General features: G+C 75.5%; 11 protein-coding genes and 2 pseudogenes. 7 read left to right on the top strand and 6 right to left on the bottom strand.

Annotation, left to right across the window (positions count from 1 at the left end; genetic code table 11):
• Window positions 1–7: 7 nt before the first annotated feature.
• From ABTY20_RS11830 to ABTY20_RS11820, 3 genes are all read right to left on the bottom strand, one after another.
• The gene (locus ABTY20_RS11830; protein WP_351996822.1) at window positions 8–6,775 is read right to left on the bottom strand and encodes an SDR family NAD(P)-dependent oxidoreductase; all 6,768 of its coding nucleotides are present in this window, start codon (window positions 6,773–6,775) and stop codon (window positions 8–10) included.
• Window positions 6,772–10,833 carry a non-ribosomal peptide synthetase gene (locus ABTY20_RS11825; protein WP_351996821.1) on the bottom strand — a complete coding sequence of 1,354 codons (4,062 nt, stop codon included), beginning with the start codon at window positions 10,831–10,833 and terminating at the stop codon, window positions 6,772–6,774. The genes ABTY20_RS11830 and ABTY20_RS11825 overlap by 4 nt, the downstream gene beginning before the upstream one ends.
• A gap of 98 nt (window positions 10,834–10,931) precedes the next feature.
• Window positions 10,932–11,684 (bottom strand): class I SAM-dependent methyltransferase, encoded by a 753-nt coding sequence (locus tag ABTY20_RS11820; RefSeq protein WP_351996820.1) that lies wholly within the window; start codon window positions 11,682–11,684, stop codon window positions 10,932–10,934.
• Window positions 11,685–12,101: 417 nt separating this feature from the next.
• Here ABTY20_RS11820 and ABTY20_RS11815 point away from each other — a divergent pair.
• Both ABTY20_RS11815 and ABTY20_RS11810 read left to right on the top strand, forming a co-directional pair.
• Window positions 12,102–12,304: pseudogene (locus ABTY20_RS11815) on the top strand (permease); the annotation flags it as partial.
• Window positions 12,305–12,306: 2 nt separating this feature from the next.
• Window positions 12,307–12,564, top strand: coding sequence for a hypothetical protein (locus ABTY20_RS11810; RefSeq protein ID WP_351996848.1), 258 nt, complete (start codon window positions 12,307–12,309; stop codon window positions 12,562–12,564).
• 16 nt (window positions 12,565–12,580) lie between these two features.
• On the opposite strand, the pseudogene ABTY20_RS11805 reads toward ABTY20_RS11810, so the two are convergent.
• Window positions 12,581–12,833: pseudogene (locus tag ABTY20_RS11805) on the bottom strand (Y4yA family PLP-dependent enzyme); the annotation flags it as partial.
• A 407-nt stretch (window positions 12,834–13,240) separates the two neighbouring features.
• Here ABTY20_RS11805 and dhaK point away from each other — a divergent pair.
• The 3 genes from dhaK to ABTY20_RS11790 are packed head-to-tail and all read left to right on the top strand — an operon-like array spanning window position 13,241 to window position 15,303.
• Window positions 13,241–14,233: a dihydroxyacetone kinase subunit DhaK gene (dhaK, locus tag ABTY20_RS11800; protein WP_351996819.1), complete on the top strand. Its 993-nt coding sequence runs from the start codon at window positions 13,241–13,243 to the stop codon at window positions 14,231–14,233.
• 49 nt (window positions 14,234–14,282) lie between these two features.
• Entirely contained in the window at window positions 14,283–14,900 is a 618-nt protein-coding gene (gene dhaL, locus ABTY20_RS11795; RefSeq protein WP_351996818.1) for a dihydroxyacetone kinase subunit DhaL, read from the top strand.
• Window positions 14,893–15,303: a PTS-dependent dihydroxyacetone kinase phosphotransferase subunit DhaM gene (locus ABTY20_RS11790; protein ID WP_351996817.1), complete on the top strand. Its 411-nt coding sequence runs from the start codon at window positions 14,893–14,895 to the stop codon at window positions 15,301–15,303. Before dhaL ends, ABTY20_RS11790 begins: the two co-directional genes overlap by 8 nt.
• Window positions 15,304–15,327: 24 nt before the next feature.
• Here ABTY20_RS11790 and ABTY20_RS11785 read toward each other — a convergent pair whose 3' ends face one another.
• On the bottom strand, window positions 15,328–16,158 hold the full coding sequence (locus ABTY20_RS11785) for a glycoside hydrolase family 75 protein (RefSeq protein WP_351996845.1): 831 nt from the start codon (window positions 16,156–16,158) through the stop codon (window positions 15,328–15,330).
• Between the two features lie 387 nt (window positions 16,159–16,545).
• Between ABTY20_RS11785 and ABTY20_RS11780 the strand changes: the two genes are divergently transcribed.
• Together ABTY20_RS11780 and ABTY20_RS11775 are read left to right on the top strand one after the other, a co-directional pair.
• Complete coding sequence (locus ABTY20_RS11780; RefSeq protein ID WP_502991795.1) at window positions 16,546–17,544, top strand: fibronectin type III domain-containing protein; 999 nt, start codon at window positions 16,546–16,548, stop codon at window positions 17,542–17,544.
• 168 nt (window positions 17,545–17,712) lie between these two features.
• Window positions 17,713–18,249: a hypothetical protein gene (locus tag ABTY20_RS11775; protein ID WP_351996815.1), complete on the top strand. Its 537-nt coding sequence runs from the start codon at window positions 17,713–17,715 to the stop codon at window positions 18,247–18,249.
• Window positions 18,250–18,316: 67 nt separating this feature from the next.
• On the opposite strand, the gene ABTY20_RS11770 is transcribed toward ABTY20_RS11775, so the two are convergent.
• Window positions 18,317–18,892: a PadR family transcriptional regulator gene (locus ABTY20_RS11770; protein WP_351996814.1), complete on the bottom strand. Its 576-nt coding sequence runs from the start codon at window positions 18,890–18,892 to the stop codon at window positions 18,317–18,319.
• Window positions 18,893–18,916: the final 24 nt, after the last annotated feature.

Genomic DNA, 18,916 nt, shown 5'->3' with positions numbered 1-18,916 from the left:
GCCGGACTCACCGGCCGGTGTGCACGGCGGCAAGGGCCCGGTCGATCAGGGCGGCGATCCGTCGTACTGCGGGGTCGTGCAGCAGGGAGTAGTGGTGGCCTTCGACGGTGTGGGCGTCGACGGGGCCGCTGACGTGCGGCAGCCAGCCGAGGGCGGGCAGGTCCGCGGCGTCGTCGACGCCCATGCCGACACCGGCGTTGTGCGGCGCGGGACGGGACGCGGCGATGAGCAGCAGTCGGGTGGCCGGGTCGGTGAGGTGCCCGGCCCTGTGGTCGGCCAGCGCCCGCAGGTGGCGTTCGAAGACTTCGAGGCGGGTGTCGGCGGTGTCCCGGGGGCCGAGCAGGCCGGCCGCTCGTAGCCGTTCGGTGGCCGCCCGGCGTACCGCCGCCGCGTCCGGGGCGGTGCGGATCGTCTCCGCGTCCGGGCCGAGGGCCAGGTCGAGGTCGAGGAACGCCTCCAGCGAGCGCAGGTAGCGGACGGCCGCGAAGGCGGTGTCCTGGGCGCGGTCGGTGCCGCCCAGTGCCCGGATGCGGTCGGGGGTGTTGGAGTCGATCAGGACCAGGAGGTCGGTCCGCTCGCCGCGTCGCTGGAGTTCCACGGCCATCTGGTGGGCGACGGTGCCGCCCATCGACCAGCCGCCCAGCAGGTAGGGACCCTGCGGCTGGTGGACGCGCAGCGCCGCCAGGTAGCGGTCGGTCGTCTCGGCGATGGTCCGCGGCCCGGTGCCGCCGGTCAGGGCGGGGTCGGTGAGGGCCACGACGGGCCGGCCGTCGGTGAGGAGACGGGCGAGTTCGCCGTAGCACAGCACGTCCCCGCCGGAGGGGTGCATCAGGAACAGGGGGCGGTCGCCGTTGCCGTCGCGCAGCAGCAGGGCCGCGTCGGTGTCGGGGGCCGGGGCGGGAACGGTCCGCTTCCTCGCCGTGGGGGCCGGCCGCCGCGCTTCACGGGCCGGGACGGCGGGCGCGGTGCGGGGCTCCTCGGTGTCCCACGCCCGCGGTGCGTCGGCCAGCCGGCGCACCCGCTCGGCGTAGGCGGCGAACGCCGCGTCCGCCTCGTCGGCGGGCAGGGCGTTCTCCAGGACGTCCCACTGGAGCAGGAGCGCCCCGTGCTGCTCGATCACCTGGTGGTCCAGCCAGGTCTGCGGGGTGCTGCTCACGCCGTACACCGGTGTGCCCGCCCAGTCCAGGTCGTGTCCGCCGCCGAGCGGCCCGGACAGGCCCAGGGCGCTGGTGAAGACCACGGGAACGGACTCGCTGCGGCCGGTGCGCGAGGACTTCTCGGCCAGCAGGTCGAGCGCGGAGAACTCCCGGTGGTCCAGGTCCTCGAAGAGGGTGCGCTGGGCCCGTACGGCGGCGTCGGCGAAGCAGCGGGTGTCCGAGCGGTCCACCTCGTGCAGCATCAGCGAGGTGAAGTCACCGACCACGGCGTCGGCCCCGGGCAGGTGCGCGGGCCGGTCGAAGAGGGTGAGGGTGACGGCGAAGCGGTTCTGCCCGGACCACTCGGCGAGGGCCTCGCCGTAGGCCGCCAGCAGGACGGCCGTGGGGGTCAGCCCGCGCCGGGCGGCCTCGGCCTTGAGGGCGTTCCAGCGGTCCGGCTCCAGACGGGCGGTGCGCCGTGCGAAGCGGGGCCGCTCCCCGGGGCTCCCGGCCTGGACGGGCAGTGCGGGTGCGCCGGGCAGGTCGTCCAGCCTGGCCCGCCAGTAGGCGGCGGCCCGCGCGTGCTCCGGGCCCTCGGTGCGGCGCTCGAGTGCGGCCACGCAGTCCGCGAAGGTGGTCTCCAGCGACGGCAGCCGGGCGTCGGGGTCGTGGTAGAGGGTGCGCAGTTCGCGGTCCCAGATCAGGTAGCTGGCGGTGTCGCACACCAGCACGTCCACGTTGACGAACAGCCGGACGACGTCGCCGGGCAGTCGGGCGGCCCTGATGTCGACCAGGGGCCAGCGGCCCGGGCGGGGTTCGCGGCGCACCATGCGGGTGCGCACGCGTTCCAGCTTCCGGGCGCGCTCGGCGTCGTCGTCCTCCGTCAGGTCCTGCACCCGGATCCGGTAGTGGGGCACCTTGTCGAGCACCCGGTTGCGGCCTTCCGGTGAGACGACCGCGCGCAGCATCGGGTGGCGGGCGACGACCGCGTTCCACGCCGTTTCGTAGCGGTCGGTGTCCAGGCCGGGACAGTCGTACTCCAGGTGGAAGGAGCACGGGACGTCGCCGAGGCGGTAACCGCCCGATCCGCCGACCCAGTAGGCGTGCTGCACCCGGGTGAGGGGGAACTCCCGGGGGCCGTCCCCGGGTTGCGAGGAGGGACCGCCCGCGGTCCGGGGCGCGGCGGGATCCCGCCGGGATTCCCCGTCGGGCAGCGTCGGGGCCAGGGCCGCGATGGTGGGCCGGGCGAGCAGGTCCTGCAGCCGCAGGTCGGCACCGTGGTCGTCACGCAGCCGGGCGAGCATCCGGGTGGCCAGCAGGGAGTGCCCGCCGAGGGCGAAGAAGTCGGCGTCGCGGTCGGTGACGGGGAAGCCCAGCAGGTCCGACCAGACCTCCGCCAGGAGTGCCTCCGCACCGGTGGTGAACCCCGCACCGGCCCGCGGCTCCGCCGTGGGTGCGCCGGGAGCCGGCGCGACGGAGGCGGGTACGGCGGTGGGCGTGCCCGCGGTGCGGGGCGCGAGGTCGGCCGGCGAGACGGCGACGGAGGCCGGGGCACGGCCGTCGGCCGCGAGCGCCAGCAGTCGGTCCACGGTGCGCATGCCGTCCGCCAGGCCGATCGAGTGCCGGGAGGCGACGGTGCGTTCGCTCCGGCCGGGCCCGACGCGCCAGCCGTCCCAGGCGACGCTGATCCAGCGGGGTGCGTCCGGGTCCGCGTGGTGCTCGTGCTCGGCGAGGGCGTCCAGGTAGCGGTTGACGGCGGCGTACGGGGCGAGGCCGAGGCCTCCGACGAACGCCGTGGCGGAGGACATCAGCAGGACGGTGGCCGGGCGGCGGCCGGGCGGGAGGCCGCGCACGGCGTCGCGCACCGCGAGGGCCGCGGTGACCTTGGCGTGCGCGTGCGCGCGCACGGCCTGCTCCTCGGTGGCCCGCAACGGCGCGACGGCTGCGGAGGCGACCACGCCGGCGGCGTGCACGACCAGGTCCAGCGGGCCGTCGCGGTCGGTCAGTTCCCGCAGCAGTTCCGTCGTGGCGGCGGGGTCCGCGGCGTCCGCGGTACGGACCTCGATGTCGGCGCCGGAGTCCCGCAGGGCACGGATCGTCTCCGCCCGTTCGGCTTCGGTGCTGCCGGGGGCGGGGTCCGGGTGGAGCCCGGTGCGGCCGGTCACCACGACCCGTCGTCCGGAGCGGGCCAGGTGCCCGGCCATGGCCAGGCCCACGTCCCCGAGTCCGCCGAGGATCACCGCCGTACCCGTCCCGCCGTCGGTGGCGGTCGGGCCGTCCGGGTCCGGCGCGGGTGCGGACGGCCGCCAGGGGGTGATGCCGCGTGTCCAGCGGTGTCCGCCGCGCAGGGCGCACTCGATGCCGTTCGGGCCTCCCGCCAGCAGGTCGGCGGCCTCCGCCGGCACGGTCCGGACGTCGTCGGCGTGCGGCGGGCCGGCCGGCAGGTCCACCGAGCGCCAGCGCAGGCCCGGGAACTCCTGGGCGAGGACGCGGGGCACGGCGAGGCCGGCGGCGGCGTGGGCGGCGGGCCGGTCGGTGCTCTCCACCTGCTGGGCGTTGTGGCTGAGGTGCAGCAGGCAGGTGCGGTGCGCCCAGGAGGCGGCGGCCCGCGCCACCTCCGCGTAGTGCAGGACCGACGCGCTGACGGTTTCCGCCGGGTCGTCGCCGGTGTCCCCGGACGGGCCGATCACGACGATGCCCTCGCACGGGGTGCCGGGGTCCCGGACCGCCTCGTCGAGGGTGACGGTGCCGGCTCCGGCGGCGGCGAGTGCGGCGCGCACCCGCTCGGCCGAGGGCGAGCCGGGAGGGCCGGCCACGAGCCAGCGGCCCCGCAGCGCCGGCCGGACCGCCTCGGCGGGAGGCGTGCGCCGCCAGACGGGCAGTTGGAAGGGCTCGGACTCGTCGGGGGCGGCCTGCCCGGCGCCGTGGCCGGGGTCGGCCGCCGTACCGGCCTGTGCGGCGGCCGGCGGGTCGATCCAGAGTCTGCGGCGCTCCATGGGCAGACCCGGCAGGACGACACGGCGTCGCCCCGGGCGGTGCAGGGCCGCGGCGTCCAGGGGGACCCCGTGCGTCCACAGCTCTCCGGCGGCCGCCAGCAGCGCGGCACGTCCTCCGTCGGGCCGCTCGCGGTCGGGGAAGGCGGCCAGGGTGGCCAGGAGCTGCCGGTGTCCCTGCTGACGGGCCAGTTGGAGCAGTGCACCGCCGGGTCCCGCCTGGACGAGGACGGCCGGCCCTTCGCCCAGGGCGGTGGCCAGGGCGTCGGAGAAGCGCACGGTGGAGCGCAGGTGCGCCACCCAGTGGTCGGCGTCGGGAGCGGTGTCCAGCAGTTTCCCGGTGAGGGTGGTGGCGAGCGGGATGCCGGGAACACGCGCCCGGACGGTCCTGGCGGCCGCGCGCAGTTCGGGCAGGACCGGATCGACCAGGCGCGAGTGCGCGGCCGCGTCGAGGGAGAGCCGTACGGTGCGCTCGCCGCGTGCGGTCAGGGCCCGCTCCACTTCGGCCACGGCCGGTTCGGGTCCGGACACCACACAGGACCGCGGGCCGTTGACGGCGGCCAGATCCAGTTCCGGGTGGTCGGCGAGCAGGGCCAGGGTCTGCCGTTCGGTCAGCGGGACCGTCAGCATCACCCCGCCGCCCGCCGCCCGGGACATGCCGCGCGAGCGGACCGCCACCAGTGCCGCGGCGTCGGGCAGGGACAGGGCGCCGGACAGCACGGCGGCCACGTACTCGCCGAGGCTGTGGCCGACCACCGCGTCCGGTTCGACGCCCCAGGAGCGCAGCGTGCGCGCGGCGGCCAGGGAGACGGTGAACAGGGCGGGCAGTCCGTGGGCGGGGTCGCGCAGCAGCCGGCGGGCGTGCTCGTCGGACGGGTCGGCGGTGATCAGCGCGGTGAGGCCGGTACCGGTCCCGTCGTCGAAGAGACCGGCGCACTCGCGCACGGTGCGGTCGAACTCCTCCTCCTCTGCGCACAGTTCGCGCCCCATGCCCGCGTACTGCGCTCCCCCGCCGGGGAAGGCCAGCACGATCCTGGGCGGGGTGGGACCGGGACGGCGCCGCGGGGCGGCGCGCAGGGCGCGGCTGTCGGTCTCCGCCGCCCCGGTGATCACCGCGGCGGCGCGGTACGGCAGCGTCGCGCGGCCGGTGTGCAGGGTGTGGGCCGCGTCGGCGGGCGCGATCTGCGTGGTGTGGAGGGCGGTCGCGGTGGTCTCGGTGAGGCGGGCGAGGGCGTCGTCACGGTGCGCGCTGAGCAGGGCGAGCTGCGGGCGCGGGTCGACGGGCGGTTCCGGACGGACGGGGGCGCTGCCCAGGACGACGTGGCAGTTGGTGCCGCCGATGCCGAAGGAGCTGACGCCCGCGTACCGGGGGCCGGTCCAGTCCGTGGCCTCGTGGACGACGGTGAAGGGCGAGTCGTCCAGCCCGAGGTCGGGGTTGAGGGGCAGGGCGTCCAGGGTGGGCGGTAGTACGCCGTGGTGCAGGGCGAGGACGGTCTTGGCGAGACCGGCGATGCCGGCGGCCGCGTTGGCGTGCCCGATGTTGCTCTTGACCGAACCCAGGGCGCACCAGGCCGGGCCGGTGTCGCCGAACACGCGGCGCAGCGCGGCGACCTCCACCACGTCGCCGAGACGGGTGGCGGTGCCGTGGGCCTCGACGTAGGTGATGTCCTCGGGCGTGAGACCGGCCACGGCGAGCGCCTCGGAGACCGCACGGGCCTGTCCGCGCGGCGAGGGGGCGGTGAAGCCGGTGCGGTCGCCGCCGTCGTTGTTGACGGCGGAGCCGTGCAGGACGGCCAGCACCGGGTCGCCGTCGGCGAGGGCGTCGCGCAGCCGCCGCAGTACGGCCACACCGACGCCCTGGGTGTGCACGATGCCGGTGCCCTCGGCGGAGAAGGTCCGTACGTGCCCGTCGGCGGAGAAGATCCCGTCGGGGACGTGGAGGTAGCCCCTGCCCTGCGGGACGATCAGGGAGGCGCCGCCGGCGAGGGCGGTGTCGCACTCCCCCGCCAGCAGGGACTGGGCCGCCAGGTGCACGGCCACCAGCGAGGTCGAGCAGGCGGTGCCGACCGCGACGGCGGGTCCGGTGAGCGCGAGGCGGTGCGCGACGTGCAGGGGGAGGTAGTCGGCCACGCCCGCGAGGGCCGCCTGGAGGCTGCCGACGGGATCGGTGGCGGAGGCGGCGTACCGGTCGGCGAGGTTGCGGGCGAGGTAGTCGCTGTGGGCGGCGCCGGCGAAGACGCCCACGGCGCCCGCGCCGACACCGCCGCCGTGCCCGGCGCTCTCCAGGGCGCGCAGGCACGCTTCGAGGAAGAGCCTCTGCTGGGGGTCCATCACGGCCGCTTCGGCGTCGGTCAGGCCGAACGGCTCGGGATCGAACCGGTCCTGTCCGTCGATGATCCCGCTGACGGGTATGTGGGCGGGGTTGGCCAGCAGCCCCGCCGGGACGCCGCGTTCGGCCAGTTCCCGCTCGTCGTGCCGGGTCAGTCCGCTGCGGCCGCCGACGAGCAGGTCCCAGTAGGCCGCCGTGTCGGGGGCTCCGGGGAACCGGCAGTCCAGGGCGGTGACCGCGATCAGGTCGTCGCCGGCCTCGTGGTCGGGCCGGGGCGTCTCCGGCGTGTCTCCCCGGGAGGAAGTCGGTTCGGTCATCGGGTGGTCTCCTCGGCCAGGGCGCGTGCGGCGACGCGGGACGTTCTGCGCGTGGGCCGTTCGGACCGCCGGGAGGCGGGGGGCCCGACGGCGCCGGCGACGGTGGCGGCCCGGTCGGTCTCCGGGGCGCTCTGGACGGTGATGCGGGCGGCCAGGGCCGCGACGGTGGGGTGCTCGAACATGTCCGCCAGCGCGAGCCGGGGCGCGATGCCCTCCCGGAGCCTGCGGTGGGTGAGGACCAGGGTGAGGGAGGTGGCCCCCAGCTCCTTGAAGGTGCTGTCGGGCGTCACCGGCACGTCCGTGAAGTCGGCCAGGATGTCGGTCAGGGCCTCCAGTACGGCCGGTGCCACGGGCGCGGCCGGGCCCTGCCCGCGGGGCCGGGGTGCCCGGTCCGGTCCGGTGCCGTACCGTTCCGGGGCCGGGGCGCCGGGCGCCGGACCGGTGGACGGGGAGGGCGCCGGGGAGTCCCCCGCCCGGGGACGGCAGACCACCTCCGCCAGTCCTCCGGGTCCCAGGAGCGGAACCGCGGCTTCGCCGTCGGCGGTCCGCGCCATGTACCGGAGCCATCGGGCCGACGCCTCCAGCGCCTGGTCCGGCCGGAGCCGGCCGGGCCGGACCACGACGGCGGCCTCCAGGCCCAGGGCGGCCGCCTCGGCCAGCGCGGCTGTGACCCAGTCCCCGCCCGGGGCGGACTCGGCGGCGGATCCGGCCGGGACCGTACGCGGTGCCGCGGTGGGCCCGTCCTCCGCCGCGGCGACCGGGGCCGGCCCGTCGGCGTCGGTGGTCCGGCCATCGGTGGGTGCGGCGGTCAGCGCCGCGTGGTCGATCTTGCCGTTGGCCGTCACCGGCAGCTGGTCCAGGACCACGAACCGGCTGGGCACCATGTAGTCGGGCAGCCGTTCGCGCAGGACGTCCGCCAGTTCCTGGGCGGTCGGCGGTTCGCTCGCGCCCCGGGGCGACAGGTGCGCCACCAGTCGTGGCCGTCCGTCGGGGCCGCGTACCGACGACACCACGCACTGGCGGACCGCCGGGTGGCGGGCCAGTACCGCCTCCACCTCGCCCAGTTCGATGCGGTGCCCGCGGATCTTCACCTGCCGGTCCACGCGCCCGAGGAACTCGATGGCGCCCTCGGCGGTCCACCGGCCGAGGTCCCCGGTGCGGTACAGCCGGCGGCCCAGCACGGGGTGGACGGCGAACCTCTCGGCGGTCTGGACCGGATCGGCGGTGTAGCCGCGGGCCAGTCCGTCGCCGCCGATGAACAGCTCCCCCGCCTCGCCCACCGGGCAGGGCGCGCCGTCCTCGTCGAGGACGAAGAAGCTCTGGCCGCGCAGCGCCCGGCCGTAGGGAATGCTGCGCCACCCCGGATCGATGTGCTCCACCGGGTAGGTGATGGACCAGATGGACGCTTCCGTGGCTCCGCCCAGGCTCATCACCTCCGCCTGCGGTGCGAGCCGGCGCAGCCGGTCGGGCAGGGTCAGGGGGATCCAGTCCCCGGAGAGCATCACCAGGCGCAGGGTGCGCAGCGCCTCGCCGGCCTCCTCCGGTTCCATCTCCGCGTACTCGACGAGCATTTCGAGCAGGGCGGGCGCGGTGTTCCACACGGTGACGCCGTGCCGGCCGGCCTGCTCGAGCCAGTGCTGCGGGTCGCGCTGCCGGGCGGGGTCGGGCAGCACCAGACAGCCGCCGGCGCCGAGGACGCCGTAGATGTCGAACACGGACAGGTCGAAGCTGAGCGCCGACAGCGCCAGCACCCGGTCGTCGGGGCCGATGGCGAACCGGTCGACGATGTCGTCGACGGTCGTGCGCGCGGCCCGGTGCTCGATCTCCACGCCCTTGGGGCTGCCGGTGGAACCCGAGGTGAAGATGGTGTAGGCGATGTCCTCGGGACGTGGGGCCGTGAGCGGTGCCGCGGGGCCGGCGGAGCCCGCGGTGGTGCGGGCGGGGCGCCCCGCGGCGGTCAGGCGGTGGACGGTGACGCCGTCGGGCCAGTCGGTCCTCACACCGCGGCCGGTCAGTGCGTGCCGGACCCCGGCCCGCTCGCAGACGGCGGCGATCCGCGCGGCCGGCCAGGAGGGTTCGACCGGCAGGTAGCCCGCTCCGCTCAGGCTGACGCCGAGTACGGCGGTGATCTGCGCGGTGCCCTTCTCGCAGGCGACGGCGACCATGTCGCCGGGCCCCACCCCGTGTGCGGCCAGCAGTGCCGCGGTGGCGGCGGCGTTGTCCGTGAGGCGGGCGTGGGTGACGGTGGTGGAGGAGGTGCGCAGGGCGGGCCGCCGTGGGTGCCGCCGGGCCGCGTCGGTGACCGGATCGTGCAGCAGCGGGCCCGCGTTCGGGAAGGGCACGGCGTCCAGGGACTCCTCGGGGTGGAAGGACGGGTCCCAGCCCAGGGCGGTGTCGTGCCAGGCGTCGGGGTTGGTCAGGGTGTGGAGCAGGCGTACGAAGGCGTCGAGCAGGGCCGGTACCCAGCCGTCGGGGAACGCCCCCTCGACGGCGTCCCAGGCCAGGCGGAGGCGTCCGCCCTCGTCCCACACGATGTGGTCGAGCAGGACCTGCGGGGTCTGGGAGATGCCGTACACCTCCTGTCCGATCCAGGACGCCGGAGGCTCCCCGGCGCCCGCCAGACCCACCCCGCTGGTGAACACCACCGGGTGGCCGAGTGCTCCCACCGGCGACGATTCCTGTCCCCGCAGCTCCCTGAGCACCTCGACGCCGGACACGGACCGGTGGTCCAGGTCCTCCCAGAAGCGGTGGTTGACGGCGGCGGCGTAGTCGGCGAAGCCCTTCCAGTCGGCGGGGCTGAAACGTGGCGTGCCGACCAGGGCGGTGGTGGTGAAGTCGCCGACCACCCCCTCGGCTCCGCCCTCGTCCTCCGGGCGGTCGAACAGGGTGGTGTTGAGGCAGATCCGTTCCCCGGCTCCCCACCGGCCGAGGACGACGGCGAAGGCCGCGAGCAGGGCCGCGGTCGGCGTGACGGCGTGCTCCGTACATCGGGCGCGCAGTTCCGCCCAGGTCGCGGCGTCGAGTTCGGCGGCGGAGCGGACGAAGCGGGGCGGGGTGGTGTCGGCGGGATCGCGCAGCAGGGGCAGCCGCGGCGACGGCGGCAGCTCGGGGGCCCGTTCGGCCCAGTAGGCGTGGTCGCGGGCGCGCCGGGCCGCCCACTCCGGGTCCTTCGAGCGGGCGCGCTGGAGGTCGGCGAACCGGGCTGCCGGCTCGGGGAGCCGGTGGTCGGGGTCCGCGACAAGGCGGCCCCACTGACGCATCAGCAGCATCCAGCCGGTGAGGTCGGTCAGGAGCACGTCCACGCCGACGTGCAGCCGGGTCCGCCCGTCGGGCAGCAGTGTGGCGTGGAGGTCGAACAACGGCCACGACTCCGTGGGCCGGTTCTGGTGAGAGCGCTCCCACCGCTGGGCGGACAACGTTTCCCTCACCTGTTCGGCGGACTCGCCCCGTAGATCGGTGACACCGATCCGGTAGGGGCCGGGAGTGGCCGCGATGCGCTGGCGGCCCCGGTCGTCCACCGTCATGCGCAGCATCGGGTGGTGATCGACCAGTCGGTTCCAGGCGGCTTCCAGCCGGGCCACGTCCACGAGCGGGTCCGTGCCGTCGGGCGTGCGGTCGTACTCGTAGTAGTAGAAGGTGGCCACTCCACCCAGCGGCATGCCCTCGGCCCGCCCGGCCAGGTAGGAGGCCTGAATGGGCGTCAGGGGGAAGCACTCCTCCGCTTCCCCGCCGTCCCGCACGCCGCCGGGCCCCGCCCCCGCCCGGCCCTCGGCACCGAGGGGTTCGGGATCACCGACCTTCTCCGGCATGCGCCCGGCGAGCAGACGGTCCGCCACCGCACGGGCCGTCGCACCGTCCCCCAGAAGGGCGGTCAACGGCAGGTCCCGACCGGTGCGTTCGCGGATCCTCCGCCTCAGCCGCACCGCGGTGAACGATTCGAGCCCCAGGGCCGCGAGCGGAGTCGTCCGTGCGACCTCGTGGGGTGGTGTGCCGAGGACTTCGGCGATGCAGTCGATGACGCGGGCAAGGAGGTCGTCGCTCGGCACAGGCTGGTCCATCCGGTCTCCGTCAAAAGGCGGGCAGGGCAACGCCTCCCCCGCAGAGAGATCCGGGGGAAGCGGAACACCGATGAACCTAGTTGAAAATGATTATCAGATCAACCAACGTGCGATGTCAGATCACTCGCGCGCTCGAGAACGCACAACCCCGGACCGGGACCACCGGTCCGGCGCAACACCAGCCCCGCCTCGGCGACTTCAGTCGCCAGCGCATCCTCCGTCGCGACCCACCAGCGGTACTCGACCGACGTCCCCGCCAAGGGCCGGCCCCGACGCAGGACGCCGTAGTCCATGCGCCAGGTGATCTCGTCCGCTCCGGTGGGACGCGCGCTCGCCCAGCCCTCGTACTCCAACTCGCCGACGACGACCCGGGCCATTCGCACCCGCTCCACCTCCACCGGGGTGAACGGCGGAGCGAGGTTGAACACCAGCGCCCCGCCCGGGGCGAGTTGCCGGGCGGCGCGGCTCCACAGCGCGCGCCTCTGCCCGGGCGGCAGGTGGCCGATCATGTTCAGGGCCACCACGGCCCGCACGCCGTCGGGCCAGTCGGCGCTCGCGCAGTCACCGGGAACCACCGTGACGCGCTCGCGCAGTTCGTCGTCCTCGTGGACCCGGGCGAGCAGGACGGCGCGCATCGCGGCGGACGGCTCGACGGCGAGCACCGGAACCCGCGGCAGCGCGTCACGGATGACGCGCACGCCCCGGCCGGACCCGGCTCCGAGGTCCACCACGGCCCCGGTGCCGGCACGGACGTGCGACAGGACGTCCGCCAGCGCCGGAGCCAGCGACTCCCACGACTCGGCGATCAGGATGTCGAGGTACTCGGCGGACCGCTCGTAGGGGTCGCTCATCACTGCTCCAAAGACTCGATGCCTCACGGTTCGCCCCGTACAGTAATCAGAAATGAATTTCATTACTAGAAAGATGCGGGAGGCGTTGACGCGTCGTCAGCCGGGTCCGCCGGGTCCCCCGAGGCCCTGGCGAGCGGCAGCGGAAGCCGCCTCGGCAAGGTGTCCCGGTCCGGCACCACACGGTCGCCGCTTCGGCGGCTTCCCGCGGGCGGCGCGCCGGTGGGGCCGTGCGGCGAAGCGAGTGATGTGAGCGATCAGAAGTACGCCGAGAGGCGGGGCGGGCCCACCGGTGTCGTGCGCCTCGTCGTGCGGGCGGTCGTGTACATCTCCCCCGGCGGGTCCGCACTCGTCACGATCACCACGGTCGCCGGAGTCCTCGGGCCGATGCTCGCGCTCGACCTCTGCACTCCGCCCGCCGCCGCCTGGCGGCACGACTTCCTGCACGCCGGGGTTTCCTGGTGGTGGGGTCGGCGGCAGCGGCGACCTTCGACATCGCGGTGCCGCGTTCGCTGCTGGACGTCTTCACGGCGTCCGCCTGGGTGTCGGTGCTCCTGCTGGCCCTCCTCGCCGTGGTGCTGTGCGTGTGCAGCGAGGCGGACGCGTTCGTGGCGGCGTCGCTTCCGTGGACCGGAGCGCGCACCCGGCCGAGGACGGACACGGCCACGTCCACTTCCACGCGGGCGGCCCGCGCGTCACCTGGCTGCTCGCACTGCCCGCAGCCGCCCTGCTCCTCTTTCCGCCGCCCGCGCCCGGTTCCTACAGGACAGGCGCCTGGCGCCCCGAAGGCGAGCTGGGATCACCGGCGGCCCGGCCCCCGGTGCTGGACGCCGCGACCGTCCGACGCATCGCGGAGCCGTCGGATCCGTATGGGAGGCGCTGACCTCGGTCGCCAGGGGCAGCGAGGCGACGTCGACACCGACGGCGGCCGGGTCCTCCGCCGCCGTTCTCCGTACCGGGGCGCCGGACCGGTTCGCCTTGTGCGCGAAGTACACCCGGCCCGCGAGACGGTGGCGGCGGCAGACGGAACGGAAGCGGTGGGCGTTCCCGGCGACGGCCTCGGGAGGAGGACGCCGAGCGGGGACCCGAGGGCGTCGACGAGCGAGTGCGGGAAGGGTGCGCCCCCAACGGCGAGGCGAGCGGTGGATCCACTCCCGGCCTCAGGCACAAGGGCACACCCACGAAAGACCCCTCCCCACCTCGGCCGGCTCCCGTCGCGACAGCCTTTCGGGGGTAGTCGTTCCCGGGTACGCACGCCGCTGAGCCTCACGGGGCCGCGGCCAGGGGGAGGAGGGCCGACATGACCTGAGGGTTCGCCCACGTGACCTTCACCGCCGCAAGGTCGATACTGCCGGTAGCGGCGCCCCCGGCCGTCCGGCAACGAACCAGCTCGCAGAACTGACGAACCGTCACCGACGTCAGCGTGACGTCAGCACCAGTACCACCACAGCCCGCTTCCGACCGCCTCGAACCGCCAAGACCAAGAACTGCTCACATCCCCTCTGACCAGCAAGAACGCAGGTAGACAACCCGCCTGCCGAGCCCTCTAGGAGGCACCCGTGAAGATGCTCATCAACGTCCCGGAGACCGTGGTCGCGGACGCGTTGCGGGGGATGGCGGCGGCCCATCCCGAGCTGGCGGTGGACGTGGAGAACCGGGTGATCGTGCGCAAGGACGCGCCCGTGGCCGGGAAGGTGGGGCTGGTGTCCGGCGGAGGGTCGGGGCACGAGCCGCTGCACGGCGGGTTCGTGGGGCCGGGGATGCTGTCGGCGGCCTGTCCCGGCGAGGTGTTCACCTCCCCCGTGCCCGACCAGATGGTGCGGGCCGCGGCGGCCGTGGACAGCGGGGCCGGGGTGCTGTTCGTCGTGAAGAACTACACCGGTGACGTGCTCAACTTCGACATGGCCGCCGAACTGGCCGAGGACGAGGGCATCCAGGTCGCGAAGGTGCTGGTCGACGATGACGTGGCGGTGACCGACAGCCTCTACACGGCCGGCCGGCGGGGCACGGGGGCGACCCTGTTCGTGGAGAAGATCGCGGGTGCGGCGGCGGAGGAGGGGCAGCCGCTGGAGCGGGTGGAGGCCGTCGCCCGGCAGGTGAACGAGAACTCCCGCAGCTTCGGTGTGGCGCTGGGCGCCTGCACCACGCCGGCCAAGGGCGCCCCCACCTTCGACCTGCCCCCCGGTGAGCTGGAGCTGGGCATCGGCATCCACGGCGAACCGGGCCGGGAGCGGCGGCCGATGATGACGTCCGGGGAGATCGCCGAGGTCGCCCTCGACGCGGTCCTGGCGGACCTCGCACCGCGCAATCCCGTCCTGGTGCTGGTCAACGGCATGGGCGCCACCCCGCTGCTGGAGCTGTACGGCTTCAACGCCGAGGTCCAGCGGGTGCTCGGCGAACGCGGGGTCCCCGTGGCCCGCGTCCTGGTCGGCAACTACGTCACCTCCCTCGACATGGCGGGCGCCTCGGTCACCCTGTGCCAGATCGACGAGGAGCTGCTGCGGCTGTGGGACGCGCCGGTACGGACACCGGGGCTGCGCTGGGGCATGTGAGGGAGGCTGGGTCCATGGTTCAGGAGTACCTACCACGCAAGGAGTTCCCGTGCTCGACGCCGATTTCTTCCGCCGCTGGATGACGGCCGCCGCCGCGTCCGTGGACCGTGAGGCGGAGCGGCTCACCGCCCTCGACTCGCCGATCGGGGACGCGGACCACGGCAGTAACCTCCAGCGCGGGTTCCGGGCGGTGAGGGACGCGCTGGAGAAGGAGCCGCCGGCCACGCCCGGGGCGGTGCTGGTCCAGGCCGGGCGGCTGCTCGTCTCGACGGTGGGCGGCGCGTCCGGCCCGCTGTACGGGACGCTGCTGCGCCGCACCGGCAAGGCGCTCGGGGACGCCGCCGAGGTGGACGGGCGGCAACTGGCCGAGGCGCTGGGCGCCGGGGTGGACGCGGTGCGGCAGCTCGGCGGTGCGGCACCGGGCGACAAGACGATGATCGACGCGCTGGTGCCCGCGGTGGACGCCCTCGGCGACTCCTTCGCCGCCGCCCGCGACGCCGCCGAGGAGGGCGCCGTGGCGACGACGCCGCTGCGGGCGCGCAAGGGCAGGGCCAGTTATCTGGGTGAGCGCAGCATCGGGCACCAGGATCCGGGGGCCACGTCGGCGGCGCTGCTGATCGCCGGGCTCGTGGAGGCCGCGGCGGACGGGGAGGCCGGCGATGAGTGACGGGAAGCCGGTGGGGATCGTGCTGGTGTCGCACAGCGCGGCGGTGGCCGCCTCGGTGGCGGAGCTGGCGCAGGGTCTGGCGGGCGCCGGCGGGGCGGTCCCCGTGGCCCCGGCGGGCGGCACCGAGGACGGCGGGCTCGGCACCAGCGCCGAGCTGATCGCCGCGGCGGCCGCGTCCGTCGACCGCGGGGCGGGGGTGGCCGTGCTGACCGACCTGGGCAGTGCGGTGCTCACCGTGAAGGCGCTGCTCGCCGAGGGCGACGAACTGCCGGAGCGCACCCGGCTGGTGGACGCGCCGTTCGTGGAGGGCGCGGTCGCCGCGGTGGTCACGGCCTCCACGGGGGCGGACCTGGCGGCGGTGGAGGCGGCGGCCGCGGAGGCGTACGCGTACCGCAAGGTGTGAGGAGGGCGGCGGCGCCCGGCCGGTTCAGCCGTCGGCGTCCACGAACCGCCGGGCCAGCCGCTCCCCCTCCGTCACCGCGGCCGTGTGGTCCTCGACGGGGACCGCGCGGCTGTCCCTGAACGCGATGTAGGTGACGCCGGAGGGTGTGCCGCCGCCGCGCGGGTCGGGGTCGATGCCGAGCGACTCGGCCATGGCGTGGGACGCCTCGCCGATGACGTCCGCGGGGCCGGTGTCACCGACGACCGCGTACCGCACCCGGTCGCGGTACACCACCGCCACGACCGATCCGCCGCGCACGCCGTGGGCCCGGTGGTTCCACACGGCACTGGGCGCGGGCACCACCACGTAGGGGGTCTCCTCGGCGCTCAGCGGACGGCCGTCGGACCGGGCGTAGGCCGTGGAGGCGGAGAAGTACGGGTCGGTACGGGCGTTGCAGCGGCGGCCGGGGCGGCCGTCGCAGTCGATGTCCATGTCGGCCTTCCAGAACACGACGTCGCGGGCGCCGCACACCGGGACGGTGGCCTCGGCGCCGTGGTCCTCGCGGTAGCGGCCGCGGGAGACGCGTGCGCAGGTGCGCACCCTGGCCAGCAGGTCGGCGGCGGAGACGGGGTCCGCGCGCCGGGCGGCCGGTGCGCCGCCGCCCTCCGTCGGCGGCTCGGCGGGGTCCGCGCGCCGTCCGGCCCGTCCGGCCCGTCCGTCGGCCGGCAGGCCGGCAGCGGGGACCGGGGCGGGGGCGGGGTCCGTGCGCCGGGCGGCCGGTTCGGTGCGGGGCTGCGGTGCGGGGGCCGGAGGCGTCGAGGGGGTCAGCAGGGCGACACCGGCCATGGCCAGGGTGAGCGACTGGACACGGGACACGATCAAGGGGGGCCTCTCGTCGGGGACACGGGCACACACTCACGGGCACTTTGCCCGATTTCGTCCCGATGTGGCGACGCGACGGCTCCGACGGGGCCGGGCGGCGCACGATCGCACCAGCGGCCGCGACGGGGGCCGGAGCCCGGGCCCATGTCGCCCGGGGCGTCCGGCCGCCCGCGCCGGCGCGGGATCTGCGACGACAGCGGTCCGCGCCACGGACTCGAACTCCCCTGTTCCAGAAGGCGGTTCGAGCCGTTCGAACGTCAGCATACGCAAGGCCCGCGGGCACTCCCCCACCTCCGACCTCTTGATGCGCCCGCGCCGGCCGCGCCATATTGGTACGGACCATTGTCCGGGCGTTCTCGTGCCGCTCCGGGAGGCAGAGTCGTGCGTGGTGTTCCTCCAGCCGTGTCCCCGCGTCGCCTCCTCGCGTTCGGCCTGCTCCTCGTGCTGCCCGTCTCCTGCCGCGGGGGCGGACCGGACGGCGGCGACGGCGGTGGGCGGCCGCCCGGAGCGCCGGCCGGCGTGACGGCCGAGGCGGGCAGCGCCACCAGCGTGCACGTCATGTGGAACGCGGCCTCCGGGGACGCCGAGGTGAGTCGCTACGAGGTGTACCGGGGCACCACGAAGGTCAGGGAAGTGCCGGGTACCGCGCGCATGGTGGACGTCACCGGGCTCCGGCCCGCGACCGCCCATGTCTTCACGGTGCGGGCCCGGGACGCGGACGGTCGGCTCGGGCCGCACAGCCGGGAGGTCCGGGCGACGACACCCCGGGCGGCCCCGGCCGACGAGACCGCCCCCACCCGTCCGGCGGAGCTGCGCGGCCGGGCCGCCGGGAGCCGGGCGGTCCGGTTGTCGTGGGCCGCCGCGAAGGACGACCGGGGTGTGGTGTCGTACACCGTCTACCAGGGCGGAACGAAGATCCACCATGTGGGCGGGAACCAGACGGCCACCGTGGTGACGGGGCTGCGGCCGGGCACCCGCTACACCTTCACGGTGCGGGCCCGGGACGCGGCCGACAACCTCTCCCCGGCCGGTCCGCCCGTCCGCCTCACCACCGCGGGCGGCGCGGAGGGCCCGGCCGGCGCGCCCACCGGTTTCCGGGCCGTCGGTGAGCGGTCCGACGGCGCGTACCACATCGTCCTCAGCTGGGTGCCGCCGCGCGTCGACGGGGTGGTCACCGAGTACGAGGTGCGCCTGGACGGCCGCGTGGCCACCTCGCTCGTCCACGGCGGTGACGCGCCGCGCGACCGGGTGACCCACCGCTTCTACGCCGGCCGGGAGGCCGGGGTCACCCACCGGGTGCGGATCCGGGCGATGCTGCCGGACGGGACCTGGGGCGGTTTCTCGGCGGAGCGCACGGTGACGACGGGCGCCGGGCGCTGACCCGTCCCCCGGGTCGGCCGCCCGGAGGAAGCCGTCACCTGCCCGGATGCCGCCGGAGTGCGCGCCGGTGCGGCGACCCGTTGGCTTGCCTCGTGGCAGCACGGGCGCTCCCCGACCTCGGCGGCGCAAGGGATGTACCGCCGGCCGTGCCGCCGGAAGGCAGTCGACATGCGCAACTCGAAGCCCCTGCTTCGCTCCGGGCCGGCGGCCGCGGCGGCCGCCGCCGCGCTCGCGCTGACCCCGGCCGGGCCGGCCGCCGCGGCCGGGATCTCCGTCAGCACCACCGGGTCGACGGTCTCGGTGAGCACCAGTTCGTGCACCCAGGTCAACGGCCACTGGGGCACGGCCTCGCTGCTCGGCAGCGGTCAGACGAGCTTCTCCCAGGGCCGGCAGGTGGCGCTGTTCGGGACCGCTTCGGGGCAGTCCGCCGCCTGGTCGAACGTCGGTCCGGGCACGTACACGGTGATCGTGATGTGCTCGAACGGCAACACCGCGGGCACGCAGTCCGTCGTCGTCTCCACCTCCCCCAGCCCGACGGCCTCCCCCACGGTCTCCCCGTCCCGCGGGGTGATGGGCGGCCTCGGCGGCGGCTCGACCGACTACGGGACGGTCACGCTGGCGGCGGGCGGCGCACTGGTCGGCACCGGGATCGCCGCCACGGCCTGGTACCTGCTGCGCCGCCGCACCAGGCCGCAGCACCTGTAGACCCGGCGCCGGCCGCCGCCACGTCCGACGCGCTCCGGTCGGGCGGCCGGCGTCGACCCGTCGCGCGTCACGCCTCCGGTGCGCCCGGACGCCCCGGTTCACCGGCGTCCGGCAGCCGGGCGAACTCCGCCAGCGCGTGGCCGAGCCACTGGGTCCAGAAGGTCTCCAGGTCGATGCCGGCCCGCAGCACCAGGTGCCGCAGCCGGTCCTCCGGCCCGTCCCTGCCCGGCGGGAAGTCGCGCCGCTCGATCTCCCGGTACTCCGCCAGCTGGCGCTCGTGCAGCTCCCGGTGGCGCCGCAGATCGGCCGCCAGACCCTCGGTGCCGACCACGGCCGCCGCCCTCAGCCGCAGCAGCAGCGCGTCGCGGTGCGGCTTGGGGTCCTGGGACGCGGAGGTCCAGCGGGCCAGTTCCGCGCGCCCCGCCGGCAGGACCTCGTACGCCTTCTTCTGCCCCCGGGCCGGCTGCTCGGAGGGGAGGACCCGGATCAGGCCCTCGGTCTCCAGTCTCCCCAGCTCGCGATAGATCTGCTGGTGCGTCGCGGACCAGAAGTAGCCGATCGACCGGTCGAACCGGCGGGTCAGCTCCAGTCCCGACGACGGCTTCTCGAGCAGGGCGGTGAGGATCGCGTGCGGGAGTGACATGGGCTCATCCTAGGGACGGGCCGC

It is taken from the genome of Streptomyces sp. NPDC126497, assembly GCF_040302425.1.
In the GTDB taxonomy this organism is placed as follows: Bacteria; Actinomycetota; Actinomycetes; order Streptomycetales; family Streptomycetaceae; genus Streptomyces.
Note: the sequence above shows the minus strand (reverse complement) of the source record. Positions and strands in the feature narration are given on the sequence as shown.

What these genes read in the sequence shown, in the direction of transcription:
- ABTY20_RS11830 (WP_351996822.1), bottom strand. Translation starts at nt 6,775, where the DNA reads ATGACCGAACCGACTTCCTCCCGGGGAGACACGCCGGAGACGCCCCGG.
- ABTY20_RS11825 (WP_351996821.1), bottom strand. Translation starts at nt 10,833, where the DNA reads ATGGACCAGCCTGTGCCGAGCGACGACCTCCTTGCCCGCGTCATCGAC.
- ABTY20_RS11775 (WP_351996815.1), top strand. Translation starts at nt 17,713, where the DNA reads ATGCGCAACTCGAAGCCCCTGCTTCGCTCCGGGCCGGCGGCCGCGGCG.
- ABTY20_RS11820 (WP_351996820.1), bottom strand. Translation starts at nt 11,684, where the DNA reads ATGAGCGACCCCTACGAGCGGTCCGCCGAGTACCTCGACATCCTGATC.
- ABTY20_RS11770 (WP_351996814.1), bottom strand. Translation starts at nt 18,892, where the DNA reads ATGTCACTCCCGCACGCGATCCTCACCGCCCTGCTCGAGAAGCCGTCG.
- ABTY20_RS11790 (WP_351996817.1), top strand. Translation starts at nt 14,893, where the DNA reads ATGAGTGACGGGAAGCCGGTGGGGATCGTGCTGGTGTCGCACAGCGCG.